Below are 22534 nucleotides of genomic sequence, written 5' to 3' on the forward strand. Positions count from 1 at the left end.
GTTTCAAGTTTAACGTTTAAAGTTGCTCGAGTCAACCTGAAACTTTAAACTTGAAACAATTTTACAACATCCCCTTCGTACTTGGTAAAATCATTTTTTCGGTATCACGCTTCACGGCTACTTTTATTGCTTTTGCAAAAGCTTTAAAAATCGCTTCAATTTTGTGGTGCTCATTGGTACCTTCAGCCTTAATGTTGATATTGGCTTTGGCTCCGTCTGAAAACGATTTAAAGAAGTGAAAGAACATTTCAGTTGGCATTTTACCTACCATTTCTCGTTTGAATTCGGTTTCCCAAACCAGCCAATTTCTACCACCAAAATCAATAGCCACTTGTGCTAAACAGTCGTCCATTGGTAAACAAAAACCATAGCGTTCTATTCCTAATTTATTACCCAACGCTTTTGCAAAAACTTCTCCAAGAGCTATTGCAGTATCTTCAATGGTGTGGTGTTCGTCTACTTCTAGATCACCTTTTACAAGGATTTCCAAATCCATTTGCCCATGACGCGCAATTTGGTCTAACATGTGATCAAAAAATGCAATCCCGGTTTCAATTTTACTTTTACCAGTTCCATCTAGGTTTAAATTGATGTAAATATCAGTTTCATTTGTCTTTCTAGAAATGGTTGCTGAGCGTTCTTCTAATTTTAAAAACTCATAGATCGTTTTCCAATCAGTAGTTTGTAAGGCAATTATTGAATCTAATTCTTCTCTTTTTGAGGCTATTTCGTCACTTCCTAAGGCTTCATTCGTATTGATGAAAATTCCTTTTGCACCAAGGTTTTTAGCTAACTCCACATCTGTAATTCGGTCACCAATAACAAAAGAATTTACCAAATCATATGCTGGATTATCAATGTATTTAGTCAGTAATCCTATTGCTGGCTTGCGTGTAGGAGCATTTTCATGCGGAAAGGTTTTATCAATTAAAACGTCACTAAAAACAACACCTTCATTTTCAAAAGCTTTCATCACCAAGTTATGTATGGGCCAAAAATTTTCTTCAGGATGAGAATCCGTGCCTAAACCATCTTGATTGGTCACCATTACCAATTCAAAGTCTAATTCTTTAGCAATTTTACCTAAATATTGGAAAGCATTTGGATAAAATTCTAATTTTTCAAAACTGTCTAATTGGTAATCATGTGGTTCTAAAACCATCGTTCCATCACGGTCTATAAAAAGTATTTTTTTCATTAAAAAAAGTTTAAAGTTTAAGGTTTAAAGTTGTTTTAACACCTCAATTAATTTTTTATTTTCTTGTTCTGTTCCTACTGTCAAACGCAACGTATTTTCGCAAAGTGCTTGTGTAGTTCTATTGCGAATTACAATTCCTTTTGCAATTAATTCAGCGTATCTTTTATTGGCATCATCTACTTTTACTAAGATAAAATTAGCCTCTGTTGGATAGATTTTTTGAACAAATTTCACATCAAGTAAAACTTTAAGTAACTCTTCTCTTTGTTCTATTATTGAATCTATTTCAGATTTTATTGTATCTCTATTTTCTAATCGCTCTAAAGCTCTTTTTTGAGTAAGTTCGTTTACATTATATGGTGGTTTTATTTTATTCAAAACCGAAATTACTGTTGCAGACCCGTAACAAACTCCCAATCGGATTCCAGCTAAACCATATGCTTTTGAAAGCGTTTGAGTAATGATCAAATTAGGATATTCATCTAATTCATTGATCCAACTGTCCTTTTTAGAAAAATCAATGTAGGCTTCATCAATAACCACCAACCCTTTAAAGTTTTGCAAAAGATACGCCACACTTTCGTCAGAAAACGAATTCCCCGTTGGGTTGTTTGGCGAACATAAAAATATCATTTTGGTATTGGCGTCAACCGCTTCCATGATTTTTTCAATCTCTGGCTGAAAATCTTCGCTCAAAAGAACTTCTCTATTTTCTACTGCGTTCAAATTGGCCAAAACACCATACATTCCGTACGTTGGTGGCAATGTAATTATGTTGTCTATTTTTGGTTCACAAAAAGCTCTAAAAAGTAAATCAAGTACTTCATCGCTTCCGTTTCCTAATAAAATCTGATTTGATTTGACAACTTTTTGCTTTGCCAAAACCTCTTTTACATTCGCTTGCTGTGGATCTGGATATCTATTTACTCCGTTTTCAAACGGATTTTCATTGGCATCCAAAAATATCATTTCGGCAGTATCAAAATCCTCAAATTCATCGCGAGCAGATGAATAGGGCTTCATGTTTTTTACATTTTCCCGAACCAAATTATTGATATCAAAATTATTTTCCATTTTCTATTGCTTTTAATCGTAATGTAACTGCATTTTTGTGAGCTTGTAAACCTTCGGCATCGGCCATGATTTCAATAGCTTTACCAATATTTTGAATTCCTTTTTCAGAAATTTTTTGGAACGTCATTGCTTTGGTAAAACTATCTAGATTTACACCACTATAGTTTTTAGCATATCCATTAGTAGGTAAGGTATGATTAGTACCCGATGCGTAATCGCCTGCGCTCTCTGGTGTATAATTTCCTATAAAAATAGAACCCGCATTTTCTATTTCGTCAATGTAAAAATCATCGTTGGCGGTGCATACAATAAAGTGTTCTGGACCGTATTCGTTTATTAAATCCAAAGCAATTTCATCATTTTCGACAAAAATTAATTTGGAGTTAGCGATTGCCTTTTCGGCAATTTCTTTACGTGGTAATAGCTCTATTTGAAGCTGAATTTCATCTTCAACGGCATCAATCAGTTTTCTAGATGTTGAAACTAAAATAACCTGACTGTCTGCTCCATGTTCTGCTTGCGATAATAAATCAGATGCTACGAAAGCCGGAACCGCTGAATCATCAGCAACAATCAATAATTCCGATGGGCCTGCTGGCATATCGATTGCTACGCCAAATTGTGTAGCCAACTGTTTTGCAACGGTTACAAATTGATTTCCAGGTCCAAAAATTTTATATACTTTAGGAATAATTTCTGTACCAAAAGTTAATCCTGCAATAGCCTGAATGCCTCCTACTTTTAAAATTTTTGTAACTCCGCACAAATGTGCTGCAAATAAAATGGCAGGATTAATTTGCCCATTTTTATCTGGTGGAGAGCATAAGACAATTTCTTTACAACCTGCAATTTTAGCAGGTACGGCAAGCATCAAGACTGTTGAAAACAAAGGCGCTGTTCCTCCAGGAATATACAGACCTACCTTTTGAATAGGTCGTTTTTCCTGCCAGCAACTTACTCCTTCGATAGTTTCAACTGCTACTCGGTTTGTTTTTTGAGCTGTGTGGAATTTGGTTATATTTTCTTTAGCTAAAGCAATTGCTGCTTTTAATTCATCTGAAACACTCGAAACAGCCGCCTCAATTTCAGTTTTTGAAACTTCAATTGTATCAACTGTAACTCCATCAAAAAGCGACGTATATTTGGCGACAGCCTCATCCCCTTTTTTTTGAACTTCCTTGAAAATTTCTTTTACAGTAGCTTCAATGTCATCTACCGTTTTTGTAGGTCTTTCTAAAATACTGGACCACGTTTCTGGTTTTGGATTGTATATTTTGTTCATTTATAATTTTATTCAAAATTTAAAAAATAGAATTATTCAGTTCTTAAGCAGATAATTCATAACTTATAATTCAAAATTGTTACAGTACCATTTTTTCAATTGGGCATACTAAAATCCCCTCGGCTCCAGCCTCTTTCAACTGATCGATAACGTCCCAAAAGGTATCTTTATCAATTACAGAGTGTACACTGCTCCAGCCTTCTTGTGCTAATGGTAAAACCGTTAAACTACGTAATACCGGTAAAATTTTACCAACTGCTTCAATCTTGTCATTAGGAACGTTCATCAAAATGTATTTTGATTTTCTTGCTCTTAAAACTGATTCGATTCTGAATTTTAAAGTGTTGATAATTTTTTGAGATTCTGGACTTACTTTTGGAGAAACAGCTAAAACTGCTTCACTTTTAAATATGACTTCAACTTCTTTTAAATTATTTTTAAATAACGTACTTCCACTTGATACAATATCTACAATAGCATCAGCAAGACCAATGTTTGGTGCAATCTCAACCGAACCTGAAATTTGGTGAATGTCAACTGTAACACCTTTTGAATTGAAGAAATCCAGTACCGTTTTAGGATACGATGTAGCAATGCGCATCCCGTCAAGATCTTTTACAGATTTGTATTCAAATGATTTAGGTACAGCAACAGATACTTTGCATTTTGAAAAACCTAATTTTTGAATGACTTCAATATTTCCGCCTTTTTCAACCAATAAATTATCTCCAACAATGGCAATATCTACTACACCATCCATCAAATATTGAGGAATATCTGAATTTCTTAAATATAGAACTTCAAGAGGAAAGTTAGATGCTTCGGCTTTTAATTGGTCGATTCCGTTATCAATGGAGATACCAGCATCTTTTAGAATTTGAATGCTGTCTTCGTTTAAACGACCTGATTTTTGAATTGCAATTTTTAATGTACTCATTTTTTTGTTTTTTTGTTTTTTTAGAATGATAATGTTTGAGTACAATTTGAGGTAATAAAAAACCCGTTTGATGTACTCAAACGGGTTTTTAAATATGATGATTTACATGCATACCATTAACACATCGCTTGAGAGCAATAATGAAAATGATGATGATGTAATTGTATTGTAAACATGTGTTTTATTTTTCTATGCAAAGATAAAAGCTTTTTTAATTAAAAAGCAATTAATACTTTAACTTAATATTATTTTTTTGTTAAAATAATATTTTCATTCCTTTTCTTCCTCTTTTGTAGGAGTTGTTTGCTCTGTATTATGGTCTACATTGGCACTATCGGTTCTAATTTCAGTATGACGAACTTCACCTCCTGTTGTACCCGTTTGCTGCGCAAAAAATACGGCAATGATTGCAACTACTGTAGCAATATATGAAACTAGCTTTGCTTTTGGTTTATTTTTCAAATTAGAATAGAGACCAAACAATGATGTAATTGCCAACGCATATAAAACAATTGCTAATTTTTCAGCCATTTCCTCGTGTTCATGAATAATTGCTTTTCCTATTCCAGGAAAATCTTCTACCATTTCCTCTGCTCCTTCGCCAGTCGACATACTAAAAAAGCCAAAAACAGCTGAAATAACAAATAATACATAAGCAGTATTTTGTACGGATTTGTTATTAAGCACTATTCCAGCGATTAAAATTCCAAGTCCAAGGATTGTTCCAATAATAGGAAAATGGTTTACAACTAGGTGTAGGTGTGCATCATTCATAATTTTATAATTTTAGTTAGTATTTGTTAATGATATTTAAATTTTTAGAATATTATCCAGCTAAGGAAACTCCTATCCAAGAGCCAATTCCATAAGTGATTGCTGCAGCTAACAAACCGAAAGCCACTTGTCTGAATCCCGAAAATAAAATGCTTTTCCCCGTCAATAAAGTAATAGCGGCACCTATCCCAAAAAGCCCTACCACACTGCTTCCGACACTTAATAAAATAGCATTTTTTCCGTCTAAAAACATAAACGGATATAATGGAATAATCGCTCCGATAGCAAAGAGCACAAACGATGCTGTAGCTGCTTCCCAGGCTGATCCTCCTAATTCTTCTTTGTCAATTCCTAATTCCTCGGTAATGATGGCATCAATCGCTGTTTGTGGATTTTCAAAAGCTTTGTCAGCCAATTTTTGTGCTTCGACTGCACTCATTCCTTTGGCTTGATACAATAAAACCAATTCTTTTTTCTCTTCTTCGGGAGAAGCTTCTAATTCTTCGGTTTCCAAATCAATTTGGCGCTGGTTTAATTCTCTGGAACTTTGTACCGAAAGCCATTCGCCTAGTGCCATTGATATCGCACCGGCCAAAAGTCCTGCAATTCCGGTTAGCAATATCGTATCATTAGAAACGGCTGCTCCTGCAACTCCCATGACCAAACTCATATTAGAAACCAATCCATCATTAGAACCTAAAACTGCCGCTCGCAAGGCATTTCCTCCAACGGATTTATGCCTGCTTTCAAATTTAGACAACAGCCCCCCAGAAACATTTAGAGCATCATTATTATTTACAGCTTCAATGATATTTAGATGATTGTGCTCAAAACCGGTTGGTTTTTCACCCGTTTTAATTTTATTTCGAACCGAATTTTCGGCAAACTGTTTTTCTATTGAGGATAAGGAGCTAATTATGGAACTGTATCCAAAAATTTTACCCAACTTCAATTGAAATTTGGCTCTACCAGATGGCAAAGGCATGTTGAAATTCGGTTCTATGGTACGAACTTTATCTAACATGTGTTTTGCGTGTCCTTTCTCGATTTCACTTAAACTAAGTAAAACTCTTGAAAGATTTTCATCAGACTGAATGGCAGCAATACTATCGTACAAAAAGGCGGTATCAACCTCTGTTTGCAATTGATCTTTAAGTTTATTCAAGTCCATTATTTCATTTTTTATTAATTAACCAAATCAAAAACTCCTTTTGTCAATAGTCTTGATGAAGCAGATATTGAAGCATTTGGCAGTATTTCGACAAACTTTTCAGACTTCGATCCAATAGTAACACTTACTTTCTGGAACGAATACCCGTTTTTTTCATTCTTGACTAAAAGTACAAAATTTTTATTGTTTTCTGTCACCAATGCCTCAGTAGGAATCGCTAAGCCTTTTTTAGAATCGATAATTATTTCAGATTCTACAAACATGCCTGTCAACAGTTTTTGCTTTATAACATCGTCTAAATGTCCATGAATATTAATCGTTCTGTCGTTTCCTTCAATTGATTTTCCTACCAAATGTACTTCGGCATTAAAAACATCTTTGGATGCTTCTGGAACTTTAAAATGTATTTTTTGTCCAATTTTCACATTCAAAATATCTTTTTCAAAAACAGCTAATTCTAAATGCAAGTGATCCGTATCAACAATTTCTAAAATCACATCCGAAGGCGCTACATACATACCTACATTGGCATTCATAATCACAATATCACCTGTTATTGGAGAAAAAATAGTGATAGTTGAAGTCAAAATTCCTCTCTCCACATTTTTAGGATTAATGTTCAAAAGCAACAATTTGGCTCGCAAACTTTGATGCATGGCTTTGGCTCTTTTATACTCGCTTTCAGCTTTTAAGTAGTTTTTTTGCGAAGTAATTTTTTCATCGTACAAGGTTTTTTGGCGGTCGTATTCTGATTTCAAGAAATTAAGTTGCTCCGCCACTTCCATATACTCTTTTTGAATATCTAAAAATTCGGTGTTTTGTAAAGTCAATAAAGCTTGTCCTTTAATTACTTTATTTCCTACCAAAAGCGTCGTTGATTTTACGTAACCGCCCATAAAAGTGTTCACTTTAGCTCGGTTTTGTGGCGGTACATCAATTTTCCCGGATGCTTTTACGGTAACATCAAAATCCTGTTCTGTTGGACTCCCAATCTCCATGCCTGAGGTTTTGAATTGAGTGGCAGATACTGTGATTAAACCATTATCTTTTGGTTCTGATTCTTCCGTTTTCGCTTCTTTGCAAGAAAATAAATAAAGAGATATAGCAATTATATAGAGTGCATTTTTCATTGGTAAAATATTAAAAATTGAGGTATTGTAAATCTAATTGGGTTTGATTGAATTGCAAAATAGTATCTAAGTAATCCACCTGAATAGTAGTGGCATTTTCTAAACTTTGGATGTATTGAAAGAAATCGATCTCACCATGCTTGTAGCTGTTATTTCCCACCTTTATAATCTCATCCGATAACTTTTTACCGTATGAATTGTAGTAGTTTATAGCCTCCTGATGTTTCGCTAATTCATTCTTTTTTTGAGTGATGTACTTCTCTATTTTTATGGCTTCATTTTGTTTTTGTTGCTCCCAACTTTGCAATTCAAGTTGTGCTACTTTACTTTTTGCAACCTGTCCCGAGAATAAAATTGGTATAGCAACTCCGATTTGAAAACCATACAAAGACTGCGACAATCCGTTATTTTTTCCTTGAAAATAATCCACGTTAATATCCGGTAGCCAATGTTGTTTTTGCAAAATAATTTGGCTTTTATAATTAGATGTAATACTTTCTAAATACGCAGTATATAATGTTTTACTTGTTTCATTTATAGAAGATTGTAAAGGTGTAATTTTGTTGCTTTTTACCACAATAGTTTCATCAGTTTGAAGTAAGGATTGCAACAGTTCATACTGTGCTTTTTTGTCATTCTCAATTTGTGAAAGCTTGGCTCTTATTTGCCTAAACTTGGCCTGAGCCGTAATTTTTTCCAGATAATTTGTTTCTCCTAATTCAAAACGTCTGTCGCTGGCTTTCGAGAAATTTTGGTACAAACTATCTAAATACTGATACAGTTTTTCTTGATGTTGCAAATAAACAATGTGCTGATAAGATTTGGCTACAGCCAAAGAAAGTTTGTTTTTTTGAATTTCAAAACTAGCTTTCTCCTTTTCGTATTCAGAAGAAAATACTTTTTTCTGCGCTCCGTAAACCGTTGGAAAAGCGAAACGTTGCTGCACACCAAAAACACGCAAAGGTTGGTTATTGAGTGCCAAATTATTTTGATCGTAACTGTAATAAATATTAGTTTTATCAAAGGTATTGGCCGATTTGATATTGGCTTTAGTCTTATCGACTTGCAGTTGAGCCGCTTTAATACCTTTATTGTTTTGCATTGCTTTGGACAATAAACTATCTAATTCTGGATTAGTATTTTGTGAAAAAGCAAATGAAGAACTCAGCATTAACATAATGACAAAAGTTGCATTTTGAGTTTTCTTTAGTTTCGCTTTTTTGAAAGACTGATTCTCAAAAACTTTGTATAAAATAGGCAACACAATCATCGTTAAAATAGTTGCCGTAAACAATCCTCCAATGACAACCGTTGCCAAAGGTCGTTGCACCTCCGCTCCTGCAGAGGATGATATTGCCATCGGTAAAAATCCTAGTGCGGCAGCAGCTGCAGTCAATAATACCGGACGCAATCTATCTGTAGTACCTTTTAAAATTAATGCATCAATATCTTTCATTCCTTGGTGTTTGAGTTCTTTAAAATGTTCGATGAGCACTATTCCGTTTAAAACTGCAATTCCGAAAAGTGCAATAAAACCAACGCCTGCTGAAATACTGAACGGCAGATCGCGCATCCATAAAAACAAGACTCCACCTACTGCTGACAAAGGAATTGCTGAATAGACCATTAACGCCTCTTTCACAGAGCCAAATGCAAAATACAAAAGGATAAAAATCAAAAATAATGCGATAGGAACTGCTATCATCAAGCGGGCTTTAGCGCTTTGTAAATTTTCAAATTGTCCACCATATTTCACGTAATAGCCTGATGGTAATTTGATTTTGCTTTCAACAATTTTCTGAATATCAGTAACTACACTCTGTAAATCACGATTCCTAACGTTGATTCCTACTACAATTCTTCTATTCGTATTATCTCTAGAAATTTTTGCGGGACCTTCAGTATATTCGATCGAAGCCAACTCGCGTAACGGAATTTGTTCGCCGTTTGGAGTTGAAACATACAAATTACGTAAATCCTCAATGTCTTGTCGGTTGGTTTGATCCAAACGCACGACCATATCAAAACGTTTTTCGCCTTCAAAAACAGTTCCAACGGTTTTTCCGGCAAAGCCAAGAGCAATCATTTCGTTCAAATCGGCAATATTCAACCCATAACGGGCAATTTTAGAACGATCATAAACTACGGACATTTGCGGTAAGCCTTCCGTTTTTTCGATGATAATATCCGAAGCGCCTTCTACTTTTGCAATAGCATTTTTAATTTCCTCTGCTTTTTGAGCCAAAATACCCAAGTCTTCGCCAAAAACTTTAACCGCCACATCAGATCGGGTTCCCGAAATTAATTCGTTGAAACGCATTTCTATCGGCTGGGTAAATTCGATTTCCATATTCGGAATTTGATTTTCTAAAGCTTCTTTTATTTTATCTGCCAATTCATCTTTGGTAGCAGCCGAAGTCCAATCAGATTTGGGTTTCAATTTCACAATGACATCGCTTTCTTCCATAGACATAGGATCTGTAGGTACCTCGGCAGCACCAATTCTACTGACAACCTGTGTAACTTCTGGAAAATTTTTAAGGATTATTTTTTCAATTTTTGTAGTTATTGCAATCGTCTTAGTCAATGACGTTCCTGTTTTTAAAACGGGCTGAATCACAAAATCACCCTCATCTAATGTGGGAATAAATTCTCCTCCCATTGTTGCAAAAAGACCCGCAGCCAGCAATAATAAACCAAGAGCACCATATAAAACCTTTTTGGTATTGGCTATAGCCCAAGTAATAATAGGCAAATACCACGAATTCAACTTATGAATTAACTTATTTGAAATAGAGTTTGGATTTTCCTCTTTTGGTTTCAAAAACAATGAAGAAACCACAGGAACATAGGTAAAACAAAAAATCATGGCGCCTAACAAAGCAAAACTAAACGTCAGTGCCATTGGTTTGAACATTTTACCTTCGATTCCAGATAAGGATAGAATTGGAATAAAAACAATCAGAATAATCAACTGGCCAAAAATAGCCGAATTCATCATTTTGGAAGCACTTTTATAGGTAATTTGATCAATCTCTAGCTGGCGTTCTTCTTTACTAAGATTCCCTAAATGAGCGGATTTGCTGGCTATTTGAAAGGCAATAAATTCAACAATAATAACAGCACCATCGATGATAATTCCAAAATCTATCGCTCCTAGACTCATTAAATTGGCATCGATACCAAATATATTCATGAACGAAATAGCAAACAACAAACACAACGGAATTACAGAGGCCACTACCAAACCAGAACGCCAGTTTCCTAGCAATAGCACCACAACAAAAATCACAATTAAGCATCCTAAAATCAAGTTTTCGGCAACGGTAAAAGTTGTTTTTCCTACTAATTCACTTCGTTCTAAAAATCCGTTTATGTAAACCCCTTCAGGCAGTGATTTTTGGATTTCGGCAACTCTGTTCTTAACATCATCAATAACTTGTTTAGAGTTTCCGCCTTTGAGCATCATTACTTGTCCCAAAACTTTTTCACCTTCGCCATTGCCAGTGATGGCACCAAAACGGTTGGCATGACCGTAACGAATTTGCGCTACATTCTTGATGTATACAGGCAAACCATTATTGTTTTGGACTACAATATTGCCAATATCTACCAATGAATTTACTTTTCCTTCACCTCTGATGAAATAACTTTGATTCACTTTTTCAATATAGGCACCACCCGCAATACTGTTGTTTTTTTCGAGAGCGGTGAAAACATCAGCGGTCGAAATATTCATGGCTTTTAAACTCGATGGACTAATTGCAATTTCATATTGTTTTAAAAATCCTCCCCAAGTATTAATTTCTACAACACCTTTGATTCCAGATAACTGGCGTTTTACTACCCAATCCTGAATGGTGCGTAAATCTGTTACAGAATAATTATTCTTAAATTCTGGTTTTACTTCTAATGTATATTGGTAAATTTCACCAAGTCCAGTGGTAATTGGACCCATTTCTGGTGTTCCAAAACCTTGAGGGATTTTTTCCGAAGCCGTTTTAATTTTCTCTGCGATAAGTTGTCGTGGAAGATACGTTCCTAAATTTTCATCAAAAACAATGGTAACAACAGACAAACCAAATTTCGAAATCGATCGAATTTCCTTTACCCCAGGCAAATTAGCCATTTCAATTTCAACCGGATAAGTGATAAATTGTTCAATGTCTTGTGTAGAAAGGTTACGTGAAGTTGTAATTACCTGTACTTGGTTATTGGTCACATCTGGAACAGCACCGATTGAAATTTGGAAAACAGAAAAGAGACCAAATCCAAAAATTCCGAGTGTGAATAGTAAAACAATGAGTTTGTTTTTTAAACTGAAAGCAATTATTTTTTCAAGCATTATTGATCTTTTTTATAACCCAAAAGTAAGGTTGAAAGATAACAAATTCCTTAAGAACTACTTAAGTTATGCTTCAAATAATCTTAAAATAATAGTGGTTCCTTTGTTTTCTTGACTGCTAATTGCAATATCAATGTTGAGTAAAGTACATAGTTTTTTTACAATAGAAAGTCCTAAACCAGTCCCTTTAATTTCGGGATGACTACTGGATTGAGATCGGTAAAATTGATTAAAAATTTTATCCACATCTTCAGCAGGAATTCCTATCCCGGTATCACTAATGTGGCATTCAATTATAGAGTTAACTTCTTTTAAAACTATTGTTAAGCTTCCGAATTGATTTGAATATTTTAAAGCGTTCGAAATTAAATTATTAATTACTATCGAAAATATATAACCATCTGTTTCTGTGTAATGTTCCGCAGTAAAATTGGTGCTAACATTGATTTTCTTGCTTTGAATGATCGATGAAAATCGAGAAATAGTATCTAAAAATAAGGCATTTAAATATACTTTTTCTGTTTTTAGCGTTTGTTTTTGATTTTCAAAACGGGCTAACAAAAGTAATTGATCCACCAAGTTATTCAATCGATTTACTTCATTGACACAAAAGTTTATTTTCTCTGTATATTCAGAATGTTCTCTCGGTTTTCTGATTAAAACTTCGAGCGTTCCTTTAATCACCGTTAACGGAGTTCTAAGTTCATGCGAAGCATCTGAAGTGAATTGTTTTTCACGTTCAACCGCGGTTTCAATACGATCTAATAAATTATTGATGGTTTGCGATAAAACATATAATTCATCCTGCTGTGGAGGTAGCGATATACGCGATGATAGATTGTCTTTTGTTATATCATTGGAGGTTGTTATAATTGAACTGATGGGCTTTATAAAACGACCAGCAATAAAACGAGCTAGAAAAAAAAGTACAATTAAAATTATGGGATAAGTAATAATCAATACTTCGGATATATTTTCGAGTACCATTGTTGAATCCTCAAGAGACATAGCAACGATTAAATATCCAATAATTTTAGATTTATTGTAAATAGGAACTTGTATTTGCCTGATGGCACTATTGGCTAAAGTGGTGTCAAAAAGTACATTTGCACCATACTTTGAATTAAAAGACAAAGTAGTTTTTTTAAGATTCGGTGATTTTTCTATTAATTTTCCATTTTGATCTATAAATTGAATAAAAACGGGATTCACATCAAGTGTATTGTGTTCGCGCTCCTTCCACTCCTCTTTGTGAATCAAATGAAATGAATCGCCAACTGTTTCAATTTCACTTAAATGTTTGTCCGCTTCGCTATTAATATCAGTATTGACATGACTATACACGCTAAATCTTACAATAGAATATATTATACAAAACACTACAAAAATCAATAAAGCAGTGGTGACAATATAATTGAAAGCAATTCTATTTTTAAATGAAAGTTGTTGCATTTTTATTTAATCATTAGCAATATAGCCTACTCCTCGGACAGTTTTTATATTGTCTTGTTCATTTTTTAAATTCAATTTTTTACGAATAGCATTCATAAAAACATCAATAACACCAGTATCATATTCAAAATGAATGTCCCAAACATCTTCAATAATTTGTGTTCTGGTACAAACTTTACCTTTATTTTTAATTAAGTATGTCAAAAGCTCAAATTCACGTTGTGTAAAGGCAACCTCCGCATCGTTTACTAAAACCCTATGCTGCGCTAAGTCAATTGTTATACTTCCCAAGGTCAGTTTTGTTATCTCACCTTGATTCCTAAAATGGATCTTAATTCGTTCTAATAATTCGTCAAAACTAAATGGTTTTTTAATATAATCGTTAGCTCCTGCTTTCAACCCTTCAATGGTTTCTTGAACCGTATCTCTAGCTGTCAAAAAAATAATAGGTGTAGTATTGTTTTTTAACCGAATGGCTTTGCACAGCTCTAAACCTGTCATTTTGGGCAGCATCCAATCTAATAAAATGAGGTCAAAATTTTCCTTTTGGATTTTCTCAAATGCAAGACTCCCATCAACAGCGCTGCTCACGGTATAGCCTTCTTCTTCTAAGCCTTGTTGCAAAAACTGAATAATCCCAGCCTCATCCTCTACAATTAATAAGTGCATGTTTCTTTTTTTTGTAAAATTAAGCTTTATTGCATTATAAATTTAAATGCAACGGTTGCAATATCGGCTGTTAGATTGTCACTTCGCTTGTAATGATTGAATCTAAAATCAATATTTTTTAGTCCAAATTTCCAAACTTTTGCACCTGTAAAGATATCTGTATAATTCACTCCAAAACCATATTGATTGGCATCGAAAGTAGCTAAATCAGCATCTGAGGTATAAAATTTTTCAGTTGACAAATGGGTTTCGTAAGGCGCATAATACTTAGACTGTGTTTGTGTATAATACCTGTACATTGGGAATACCGTAAACTTCTCCGTCAATTTTACTGGAACTTCAATACTCGCGGTATGAGATTGAATGTCCCAATTATCTGAATAATAACGGTAATAGGTCCGCAAAGCAACACGTTCATTTACATAATAATTCAATCGTGCTCCAACTGGAAGTTTAAAACGAGTATCAGGCAATCGCTCTATATCATCGGCTAATTGATACGCTCCTTTGTTGTTTTCATTGGTGTAATTAGCAATAAATTGTGGCTGTCCCACATAAAAGTTTGCTTTATCCGCAAAATACATTCTGTGATAGGGTGAAGATAAAAGTCCTTGCTGTTGTAAAACGTCAAAGAAAAATGAAACTTGTAATTTCTTGGTTAAAACCTGTGAAAATCCAAATGAAGCCGAAAATGAATTTCTATTAACTGCCGTAACTGGCTTAAAGGCACTTGGTAAATAAGCCGTCGATGCTTGTCCGTTTTGATCCCAAATAGTTCTACCATTAAAAATACCTTGGTTTAAAAAACCAGCGCCATTACTATCAAAATCAGATAATTCTTTTGGGTAAATAGGTCTCCATTGGTCCAAGTATGCATTAACTTTTACGCTAAGTTCTGTGTTTTTTTCATTGAACAAACGTGCTACTCCACCACCTACTCCAACAGAAGTGTAATCATACTCATTAGAAAAGGATACATCCGCGTTCCAAATAACATCTCGTGAGTCACTACTATGGCTGTAATTAGCTACGACAGATGTAAGTTGATCACTTTGTGACGCACCTGAGGAAGCTTGCCAAGGCGTGCCGTTTGCAGTATCGTACGGATTGATATTACTAGAAGACGCTGACGAATAAGCCGAAATACCAAGGTCAATAGTCAAGACATCGTCATCATTTAATGGCATTGCTACTACAATATTTGAAGCTACATCAGTAAGTTTTTCAGAACCAAGTCCACCAGAAACAGCAGATCTTGAACCATCTTGGGCATAGTAACTTGCCAAAAAATCAACTTCGGTAGTTTCTAATACGCGTTTTTTAAATACTGGTTCCTTGGCTGTATCTTGCGCAAATGCAGTTGCCGTTCCAATTAGCAAAAGTGCTACAATTTTTATCTTCATTTTTAATTGAATTGATATTAAAGTCAAATATTTGCAATTTTAATTGCAACCACAACCACCACCTGATTTACCGCCATTCGCTCCAGCTGAAGCTTCCCGGTAGATTTGAAAAGAAGTTTCGTAACGCTCTGCCATTCTCGCTGATAGTTTCATATCAGGATCGTTAATCTTTTCTTTTTCATATTCCTTTACGGCAGTACAGGATTGCAAAACAAACAATCCTACCAGCATTAATCCTAATTTCTTTATCATCGCATTACTATTTAATTGATTGTATTTTTTGCATCTATTCCTTTTGATGAATAAATTTTACCTGTATCATCTACAATGATGCATTCTATTCCTTTTATTTGATTGACTAAGTCCAAGCCAACATCCACTCCTAGCACAAAAATTCCGGTAGCTAATGCATCTGCAATTTCTGTTTGCTTTGCAAAGACAGAAACACTTACAATTCCGGTGGCAGGATAACCGGTTCTTGGATCGATAATATGTGAATATCTTTTGCCATTAAAAACAACAAATTTCTCGTAACTCCCTGAAGTCTCAACAGCACTATCGGTAAGTGGAAAAGTAGCGAAAATTTTATTTTTATTTACGGGGTTTACAATTCCTACTGTCCATGGTTTCCCGTCAGGTTGCTTTCCCCATGCATTAATATCTCCCGAAACATTTATAATTCCTGACAAACATCCTTTAGAAAATAATAAACTTTTTATTTTGTCGGCAATGTATCCTTGTCCTATTCCTCCTAAACCCAATTTCATTCCTTCAAATTTCAGAAAAATAGTCTGCTCTTTAGGGTCTAATATAATGTTTTGATACCCAATTTTCGATACTGATTGTTTGATTGCTTCTTCTGTTGGCATTACTTTCATCGACCCATCAAACTTCCAGATTTTATCCATAGAGGCATAGGAAATATCAAAAGCTCCATTAGTTAACTTCGAAATTTTTATAGCTCTTTCGACCAATTCAAAAACTTCAGCATCGACTTTAACGGGTTTTATGCCCGCATTCTTATTGACTTGAGAAATTTGGGTGGTGGGAATCCAATCTGAGATTAAATTCTCAATTCGTTTTGATTCAGCTATAGCCAAATCAATATATTCGTTGGCAGCAATTGTATCTTTTGCAACAGCAGTAACCTCAAACGGGCTCCCTAACATAAACAACTTGCGTTTGTGAATGATTTGTGACTGTGCCGAAAGACTACAAATAACTACTATTAAGAAGACTATTTTTTTCATTTTTGTTCGAAAGAATGAATCAATTGAATATACTCTTTTGGACTCACGTTCTTATAACCACTAATTCCTAATACTGAACCTGCAGGATTTAATAAAAGAACTAGCGGAAAATTCCCTGCTTTGTTATATTGTTCAGCTAACTTTTTATTGCTTTCCGTTAACTCTGCTGGTAATAAATTGGCTTTTTTCTTTGGGAAATCAGCTTTATAGATCACCCATTTTTGAGCAGATTCACTTTTAAACTCTTCCGATTGCCAAATGGTTTTGTCTAATTTTATACAAGGAGCACACCAATCAGATCCTGAGAAAACTAAAAGTATGTTTTTGTTTTCGGCAGCTGCCTGAACTTTCGCTTCTGTAAAAGATGTTTTCCAGCTTTGAGAAAAACCTATTGTTCCTATCATAAGGAATAAAACAATACTGCATTTTTTCATTTGAACTTGAATTTGAATTCTTTGTAAAATTATTTATTTTATTGATTACTAGTTTGCCTAACGGCTATTCTTAAGTTAATATTAATCTTATTACTAACATTAAGCAAATCTTAAAATAATACTACATTAATAAAAGTTACTTTTACGATAAAAAATAAAATATGAAGCTTTTTAAGATAACGTCGCCTTTCAACTATTTAGTATTGTTTTTTGTCAGTATTAGCTTTATAGTCCGGTTGATTTTATTTTTTCATCCAATTACTCAAACCTCCTTTACTGTTATTGAAACTTTTTCAATATTCATTTTAGGATTTCTATCGGATGCATTAATTTTTGTGCTCTTAAGTTTATTTTTATGGCTTTACCTTATATTTATATCAAATGCGAAATACTATTCCCCATACGGATATGTAATTTTGGGATTCTTTGTGGCGCTACTTTGTTACGTAGCTTTTGGAAATACTATTTTGAACGAATATGGTAGCGCGTTACCAAAAATTGCAATTGGTTTTCTTTCTATCAAAACGCTCCTTTTTGGCCTTTTACTTTTTCTACCGAAATATCGCAATACTATTCGGTTTTGGTTGTTCTCTTTTGTTATTTTACTATATGTTCTGTTGATTTTGCAAAATGGAATCAGTGAATACTTCTTTTGGAATGAATTTGGTGTTCGCTACAATTTTATTGCAGTCAATTATTTAATTTATACTAATGAAGTAATTGGAAATATAATGGAATCTTATCCCGTTATCCCCTTGTTTTCAGCTTTGTTCGCTTTAGCAGGTATCATTACGTATTTCATTGTCCAAAAAACAAAAAGTTATATAGAAAACATTCCTACTTTTACACAAAAAATTAAAATATCAGGAATCTATCTCTTCCTTTTTGGTGTTGCATTGCTTGCTTTGCCTTATTTATCGACGAAAGAAAATTCGAGAAATGTATTTGCGAATGAGCTACAAGCCAACGGCATTTATAAATTTTATTTTGCTTTCGTACACAGCGAATTGGATTACTTCAAATTTTATAAAACGATACCAACTCAAGAAGCATTTTCTCAGCTAAAGCAACAAATTCCAAATATTACAGACAATAGCTCTTTACGAGACATTCAAAATGTAGCTGCTGAACAAAATAAAAATGTTGTTTTAATAACGATTGAAAGTTACAGTGCTGAATTTATGAAAATGTATGGTAACGAAAATGGTATTACTCCCTTTTTAGATAGTTTGGCGACAAAAAGTTTGGTTTTCACCAATCTTTATGCGGCTGGAAATAGAACCGTAAGAGGCCTTGAAGCCGTAACCCTATGCTTTCCTCCTACTGCAGGCGAAAGTGTTGTGAAGCGCGAAGACAATAAAAATAAATTTTCAACAGGGAGCATTTTCAAGCAAAAGGGATATGCAGTTAAATTCATGTATGGAGGTGATGCTTTTTTTGATAATATGGAGGATTTTTTCACAGGCAATGGCTATGACATTGTAGATAAAAAAACATTTGAACCTAAAGAAATCACTTTTGCCAATATTTGGGGCGTTTGTGACGAAGATATGTATCACAAGGCTATTAAAATAATGAATCAGGAAGTAAAAACAGGGAAACCGTTTTTCAATCACATCATGACTGTTAGCAATCACAGGCCATTTACGTATCCGAATGGTAAAATTGACATTCCTGGCGATGCTAAATCTCGTGATGGCGGCGTGAAGTATACGGATTATGCTATGCGCAAATTTTTTGAAATGGCACAAAAACAGCCTTGGTTTGGAAACACGGTTTTTGTAATTCTAGCTGATCATTGTGCATCAAGTGCAGGAAAAACAGAATTACCGGTTGATAAATACCGTATTCCTGCTATGATTTACAGTCCTGGTTATATTGCACCAGCTCAATACACTAACCTAATGTCACAAATAGATGTTATGCCTACGGTATTTGGACTTCTAAATTTTGATTACCAAAGTAAATTTTATGGACAAGACGTACTAAAAGCAGACTATAAACCAAGAGCTTTGATTGCTACGTATCAAGATTTAGGATTAATTAAAGATAACGTTCTAACCATTATTTCACCAAAACAGAGGGTTAAACAATTTGAGTTACATTTAAAAACAGACCAAAAAGTGGATCCAATTTTTCAAATTTATTACGACCAACTTCCAATAAAGAAAGAGAGAACCGATCTTGTTAAAGAAACAATTTCCTATTACCAATCAGCATCCGATATACTAAAGAACAAAAGGTATCAAAAAATATATTAGCATAAAAAAGCGGGTGAAACATATGTATCACCCGCTTTTTTTTAATTAATACAGCTTTATTCTTTATCGCTCGTTAGTCCGAAAAGATTACCTTTCAAGTACGTCTTCACGTCTTTTTTTAGCAATTTGCTGTTTCTTTTAGTCAATTCTGGAGTATCTAAACCACTCAAATCAGGTTTACCAGCGTTTACCCAAGCCGTGTACCAAAAACTTGCCGTAACGGTTATGGCTTTTCGCATTTGCTTTTCAACCATTCCGTTCATATCAGCATGCAATTGTTTAGCATATTCATCGGAATAGAGGGTTCCTCCGTATTTATTTTTTACAATTTCACCGGCAGTATCGGTAACAAATATTTTGTTTTCAGCCGTAGCAGTTCTTAATTTTTTATCAATGGCTAATAACGGCTCTACTAAACTGTGTGTGTCAAAAATCAGATCCCAAGTAGCTTTCTCCACATTTTCTAAATAAACACCTTGAGGAACATTGAATTTATAATCCTTGGCAAACAACTCTGGCAAACGACTTTCCCACAAAGAGTGAATTCCTTTTTGGTTTGTATTTTGACCGTCATGATTGTCTGAAGTATGCAAAGGCATGTGACCATCTGCTATGTAATGCCCTAAATCACCTGCAATAAAAAGGATTTCGTTTTTTCTCTTTTCTTTGAATGCCTTTGTTAATTTTACCATTAAATCTTGAATGTGCCAAGGTAAGATTCCATTTTTGGTTAAAAACTTTTCATCATATTTTCCTTTAGCTTCTTCCATTGTTTTAGGAAAAGAAGCTGCATCACCAAAGTTTTCCATATCAAAATAATGACGTGGTGGTTCCATTTTATCATTTAAAACATTGCGTCTTAAATCCGGAACAGTAGATTCCTGAGTAATAAAATCAATATGATTGTAAAAGAAAGTTTGCAATGGTTTTGGCAATGCCATCACCGCTGCTCTGTTGATACGCTCATGACCGATAACGCCCCATGAAATTAAAAAAAATGCAAGTCCAACTGACGATAATGCAATAAATGTAGCTTTAAATTTAAAATTTTTCATTAAATATTATATTTTTAGAAAAGCAAATGTATTTCATTAATTTGTGATAATAAAGAAAAACATTTTGAGATTATGTTAAATCATTTCTAAAAAAATTTGATTGAAATATAATGATTAGCTAAATATATATTTTTAAATTTAAAACAAGACAATCCATATAAAAGTAAAACTCGCAATACATACCCAAAGTGTTATTCCTTGCAAAAGGGGTCGAAATCCAACCGATTTTAAAACCTTTCTATTTAAACCTGCTCCAATCAAAAATAAAGTAATCGTTAGTCCTATTTTAGAAACGGAAACCAATTGCGGTGCAAAAGTTTGTACCTCTGGGAGATAAGTATTAGCAACTAATGCTAAAATAAAGAATCCTATAAAGTATGGAATTTTAACTTTACCCGATTTGTTTTTAAATACAAAAGCGGTGAATAAAGCAACTGGAATAATCCACAATGCCCGAGCTAACTTTACGGTTGTCGCTATTTGTAGAGCCTCTGGACCGTATTTACTTGCTGCGCCAATTACAGAACTGGTATCATGTATTGCGATGGCACACCACATTCCAAAATCACTTTGAGACACATTAAAATAATGACCTATAGCTGGAAATAGAAATAAAGCAACCGAATTTAATATGAATATGACTCCTAAAGATACTGAGGTTTGTTTTTCGTCAGATTTGATTACTGGTGCAATTGCTGCTATAGCACTTCCACCACAAATTGCTGTTCCACAAGAAATCAAATGTGATGTTTTACTTTCAACTTTAAACCATTTACCTAACAATGTTCCTAAAATTAATGTGCTTAAGATTGAAATAATGGTAAATAAAAAGCCTTCTTTTCCAGCACTTATTGCACTTTGAACATTCATACCAAATCCTAAACCAACAACTGAAAATTGCAATAAGTAATTGGTGGCTTTTTGATTCCATGCTAAAAAAGGATGCCCAAATACATTAGCTACAATCAAGCCTAATCCTAAAGCAATTGGAGGAGAAACAAAAACGGTGGTACAAAGTAAAAGCATCCCAACAAAAAAAAGTTGTTGTATAAGGTTACTACTTTCGCTAAAAAACAAATAGGATTGTTTATGAATATGTTTATGAGGAGTTTCCAATGTAAAGTTGTTGAATTAGTACTTTACAAAGGTGCGTACAATAATCTAAAAGCACCAATTGCAAATTATAATCTACTATAACTTTAAATTATAATGGTTCGAAATATTTTGAATAAACAATTCAGACAAAGAATCTGTTTTTCCTTGTAATGTAATGATATAAAAATAACGTTCGATTACTAAGTCTTTAATGTCTAGAATAGCCAATTCATTGTTTTGAAGCTCTTTTTGCACCGCATGAATTGACATAAAAGCAACACAGTCAGAGTTCAATAAATACGATTTAATACTTTCAGTACTTCCCAATTGCATTTCTACTTGCAAATCAGAACCTTTAATTTCAAAAGGTTTTAAAGCATGCTCAATTACTTCAAGTGTTCCTGAACCTTGTTCACGCATTAAAAATTGCATTTTCTTAAGGTCAGTTAGCTCAATCTCATCTCGTTGCACCAGCGGATTTAAAATATTACAAACTAAAACCAATTCATCTTTTAAAAATGGTATGTATTTTATTAATTTATTTTTAGACTGCCCTTCTACAATGCCCATTTCAATTTCTTGCTGTACCAATGCGTGCTCAATTTGTTCTGTATTGCCATTTAACAAACTTACTTTAACGTCCTTTAGTTTTAAATGAAATTTAGCTAATAATGGCGGGATAATATATTGTGAAATTGTTGTACTCGCACCCAATCGCAACAATCCTGAGCGCTGATTGATAAGCGTGCTCATGTCAAAATCGATCTCACGATACATTTCAAAAATATTTTTGGCATGTTTTAACAATACAGTTCCAGCGTGTGTCAATGCTATTTTAGAACCGTTTCTATCAAATAATTTAATTCCGTATTGTTCTTCTAACTCTTGTATGTGCTTTGAAATGGCAGGTTGAGTTATAAATAATTCAGCTGCAGCTTTAGTAAAACTCAATCGATTGGCAACGGTATAAAAAACTTTTAGTCTAAAATCCATAATAAATCTGA

Annotated in this window: 18 protein-coding genes; 1 reads left to right on the forward strand and 17 read right to left on the reverse strand. The window is 34.0% G+C overall.

What is annotated here, in order from left to right; all coding sequences use genetic code 11:
• Positions 1 to 61 precede the first annotated feature (61 nt).
• The 14 genes from hisB to DNC80_RS11910 form a co-directional block, all read right to left on the reverse strand.
• Positions 62 to 1198: a bifunctional histidinol-phosphatase/imidazoleglycerol-phosphate dehydratase HisB gene (gene hisB, locus DNC80_RS11845; RefSeq protein ID WP_182651398.1), complete on the reverse strand. Its 1137-nt coding sequence runs from the start codon at positions 1196 to 1198 to the stop codon at positions 62 to 64.
• 24 nt (positions 1199 to 1222) lie between these two features.
• Positions 1223 to 2272: a histidinol-phosphate transaminase gene (gene hisC, locus DNC80_RS11850; RefSeq protein WP_182651399.1), complete on the reverse strand. Its 1050-nt coding sequence runs from the start codon at positions 2270 to 2272 to the stop codon at positions 1223 to 1225.
• Positions 2262 to 3554, reverse strand: coding sequence for a histidinol dehydrogenase (gene hisD, locus DNC80_RS11855; RefSeq protein ID WP_182651400.1), 1293 nt, complete (start codon positions 3552 to 3554; stop codon positions 2262 to 2264). Before hisD ends, hisC begins: the two co-directional genes overlap by 11 nt.
• A 79-nt stretch (positions 3555 to 3633) precedes the next feature.
• Positions 3634 to 4491, reverse strand: coding sequence for an ATP phosphoribosyltransferase (gene hisG / locus DNC80_RS11860; protein WP_182651401.1), 858 nt, complete (start codon positions 4489 to 4491; stop codon positions 3634 to 3636).
• 270 nt (positions 4492 to 4761) lie between these two features.
• A complete protein-coding gene (locus DNC80_RS11865) occupies positions 4762 to 5265 on the reverse strand; it encodes a hypothetical protein (RefSeq protein ID WP_182651402.1) in 504 nt (167 codons plus the stop codon).
• A 52-nt stretch (positions 5266 to 5317) separates the two neighbouring features.
• Positions 5318 to 6436 (reverse strand): VIT1/CCC1 transporter family protein, encoded by a 1119-nt coding sequence (locus DNC80_RS11870; protein ID WP_182651403.1) that lies wholly within the window; start codon positions 6434 to 6436, stop codon positions 5318 to 5320.
• A gap of 14 nt (positions 6437 to 6450) precedes the next feature.
• A complete protein-coding gene (locus DNC80_RS11875) occupies positions 6451 to 7566 on the reverse strand; it encodes an efflux RND transporter periplasmic adaptor subunit (RefSeq protein ID WP_182651404.1) in 1116 nt (371 codons plus the stop codon).
• Between the two features lie 10 nt (positions 7567 to 7576).
• Positions 7577 to 11911 (reverse strand): CusA/CzcA family heavy metal efflux RND transporter, encoded by a 4335-nt coding sequence (locus DNC80_RS11880; RefSeq protein WP_182651405.1) that lies wholly within the window; start codon positions 11909 to 11911, stop codon positions 7577 to 7579.
• A 66-nt stretch (positions 11912 to 11977) separates the two neighbouring features.
• On the reverse strand, positions 11978 to 13363 hold the full coding sequence (locus DNC80_RS11885) for a HAMP domain-containing sensor histidine kinase (protein ID WP_182651406.1): 1386 nt from the start codon (positions 13361 to 13363) through the stop codon (positions 11978 to 11980).
• Positions 13364 to 13369: 6 nt separating this feature from the next.
• Positions 13370 to 14032, reverse strand: coding sequence for a response regulator transcription factor (locus tag DNC80_RS11890; RefSeq protein WP_182651407.1), 663 nt, complete (start codon positions 14030 to 14032; stop codon positions 13370 to 13372).
• A 26-nt stretch (positions 14033 to 14058) separates the two neighbouring features.
• Positions 14059 to 15435 (reverse strand): DUF3570 domain-containing protein, encoded by a 1377-nt coding sequence (locus DNC80_RS11895; RefSeq protein WP_182651408.1) that lies wholly within the window; start codon positions 15433 to 15435, stop codon positions 14059 to 14061.
• Between the two features lie 39 nt (positions 15436 to 15474).
• Positions 15475 to 15687: a DUF4266 domain-containing protein gene (locus tag DNC80_RS11900; protein WP_182651409.1), complete on the reverse strand. Its 213-nt coding sequence runs from the start codon at positions 15685 to 15687 to the stop codon at positions 15475 to 15477.
• Between the two features lie 11 nt (positions 15688 to 15698).
• Entirely contained in the window at positions 15699 to 16685 is a 987-nt protein-coding gene (locus DNC80_RS11905) for an FAD:protein FMN transferase (RefSeq protein ID WP_182651410.1), read from the reverse strand.
• The gene (locus tag DNC80_RS11910) at positions 16682 to 17119 is read right to left on the reverse strand and encodes a thioredoxin family protein (protein ID WP_182651411.1); all 438 of its coding nucleotides are present in this window, start codon (positions 17117 to 17119) and stop codon (positions 16682 to 16684) included. The genes DNC80_RS11905 and DNC80_RS11910 overlap by 4 nt, the downstream gene beginning before the upstream one ends.
• 161 nt (positions 17120 to 17280) lie before the next feature.
• Between DNC80_RS11910 and DNC80_RS11915 the strand changes: the two genes are divergently transcribed.
• Complete coding sequence (locus DNC80_RS11915) at positions 17281 to 19380, forward strand: LTA synthase family protein (RefSeq protein WP_182651412.1); 2100 nt, start codon at positions 17281 to 17283, stop codon at positions 19378 to 19380.
• Positions 19381 to 19436: 56 nt separating this feature from the next.
• On the opposite strand, the gene DNC80_RS11920 is transcribed toward DNC80_RS11915, so the two are convergent.
• The 3 genes from DNC80_RS11920 to DNC80_RS11930 all read right to left on the reverse strand — a co-directional run bounded on the left by DNC80_RS11920 (position 19437) and on the right by DNC80_RS11930 (position 22523).
• Positions 19437 to 20435, reverse strand: coding sequence for a zinc dependent phospholipase C family protein (locus DNC80_RS11920; RefSeq protein WP_182651413.1), 999 nt, complete (start codon positions 20433 to 20435; stop codon positions 19437 to 19439).
• Positions 20436 to 20573: 138 nt separating this feature from the next.
• Positions 20574 to 21551 carry a YeiH family protein gene (locus DNC80_RS11925; RefSeq protein WP_370628755.1) on the reverse strand — a complete coding sequence of 326 codons (978 nt, stop codon included), beginning with the start codon at positions 21549 to 21551 and terminating at the stop codon, positions 20574 to 20576.
• Between the two features lie 75 nt (positions 21552 to 21626).
• The gene (locus DNC80_RS11930) at positions 21627 to 22523 is read right to left on the reverse strand and encodes a LysR family transcriptional regulator (RefSeq protein WP_182651414.1); all 897 of its coding nucleotides are present in this window, start codon (positions 22521 to 22523) and stop codon (positions 21627 to 21629) included.
• Positions 22524 to 22534: the final 11 nt, after the last annotated feature.

This window comes from Flavobacterium sp. SOK18b (assembly GCF_014156605.1).
GTDB classification, from domain to species: domain Bacteria; phylum Bacteroidota; class Bacteroidia; order Flavobacteriales; family Flavobacteriaceae; genus Flavobacterium; species Flavobacterium tiangeerense.

What these genes read in the sequence shown, in the direction of transcription:
- hisB (WP_182651398.1), bottom strand. Translation starts at nt 1,198, where the DNA reads ATGAAAAAAATACTTTTTATAGACCGTGATGGAACGATGGTTTTAGAA.
- hisC (WP_182651399.1), bottom strand. Translation starts at nt 2,272, where the DNA reads ATGGAAAATAATTTTGATATCAATAATTTGGTTCGGGAAAATGTAAAA.
- hisD (WP_182651400.1), bottom strand. Translation starts at nt 3,554, where the DNA reads ATGAACAAAATATACAATCCAAAACCAGAAACGTGGTCCAGTATTTTA.
- hisG (WP_182651401.1), bottom strand. Translation starts at nt 4,491, where the DNA reads ATGAGTACATTAAAAATTGCAATTCAAAAATCAGGTCGTTTAAACGAA.
- DNC80_RS11865 (WP_182651402.1), bottom strand. Translation starts at nt 5,265, where the DNA reads ATGAATGATGCACACCTACACCTAGTTGTAAACCATTTTCCTATTATT.
- DNC80_RS11870 (WP_182651403.1), bottom strand. Translation starts at nt 6,436, where the DNA reads ATGGACTTGAATAAACTTAAAGATCAATTGCAAACAGAGGTTGATACC.
- DNC80_RS11875 (WP_182651404.1), bottom strand. Translation starts at nt 7,566, where the DNA reads ATGAAAAATGCACTCTATATAATTGCTATATCTCTTTATTTATTTTCT.
- DNC80_RS11880 (WP_182651405.1), bottom strand. Translation starts at nt 11,911, where the DNA reads ATGCTTGAAAAAATAATTGCTTTCAGTTTAAAAAACAAACTCATTGTT.
- DNC80_RS11885 (WP_182651406.1), bottom strand. Translation starts at nt 13,363, where the DNA reads ATGCAACAACTTTCATTTAAAAATAGAATTGCTTTCAATTATATTGTC.
- DNC80_RS11890 (WP_182651407.1), bottom strand. Translation starts at nt 14,032, where the DNA reads ATGCACTTATTAATTGTAGAGGATGAGGCTGGGATTATTCAGTTTTTG.
- DNC80_RS11895 (WP_182651408.1), bottom strand. Translation starts at nt 15,435, where the DNA reads ATGAAGATAAAAATTGTAGCACTTTTGCTAATTGGAACGGCAACTGCA.
- DNC80_RS11900 (WP_182651409.1), bottom strand. Translation starts at nt 15,687, where the DNA reads ATGATAAAGAAATTAGGATTAATGCTGGTAGGATTGTTTGTTTTGCAA.
- DNC80_RS11905 (WP_182651410.1), bottom strand. Translation starts at nt 16,685, where the DNA reads ATGAAAAAAATAGTCTTCTTAATAGTAGTTATTTGTAGTCTTTCGGCA.
- DNC80_RS11910 (WP_182651411.1), bottom strand. Translation starts at nt 17,119, where the DNA reads ATGAAAAAATGCAGTATTGTTTTATTCCTTATGATAGGAACAATAGGT.
- DNC80_RS11915 (WP_182651412.1), top strand. Translation starts at nt 17,281, where the DNA reads ATGAAGCTTTTTAAGATAACGTCGCCTTTCAACTATTTAGTATTGTTT.
- DNC80_RS11920 (WP_182651413.1), bottom strand. Translation starts at nt 20,435, where the DNA reads ATGAAAAATTTTAAATTTAAAGCTACATTTATTGCATTATCGTCAGTT.
- DNC80_RS11930 (WP_182651414.1), bottom strand. Translation starts at nt 22,523, where the DNA reads ATGGATTTTAGACTAAAAGTTTTTTATACCGTTGCCAATCGATTGAGT.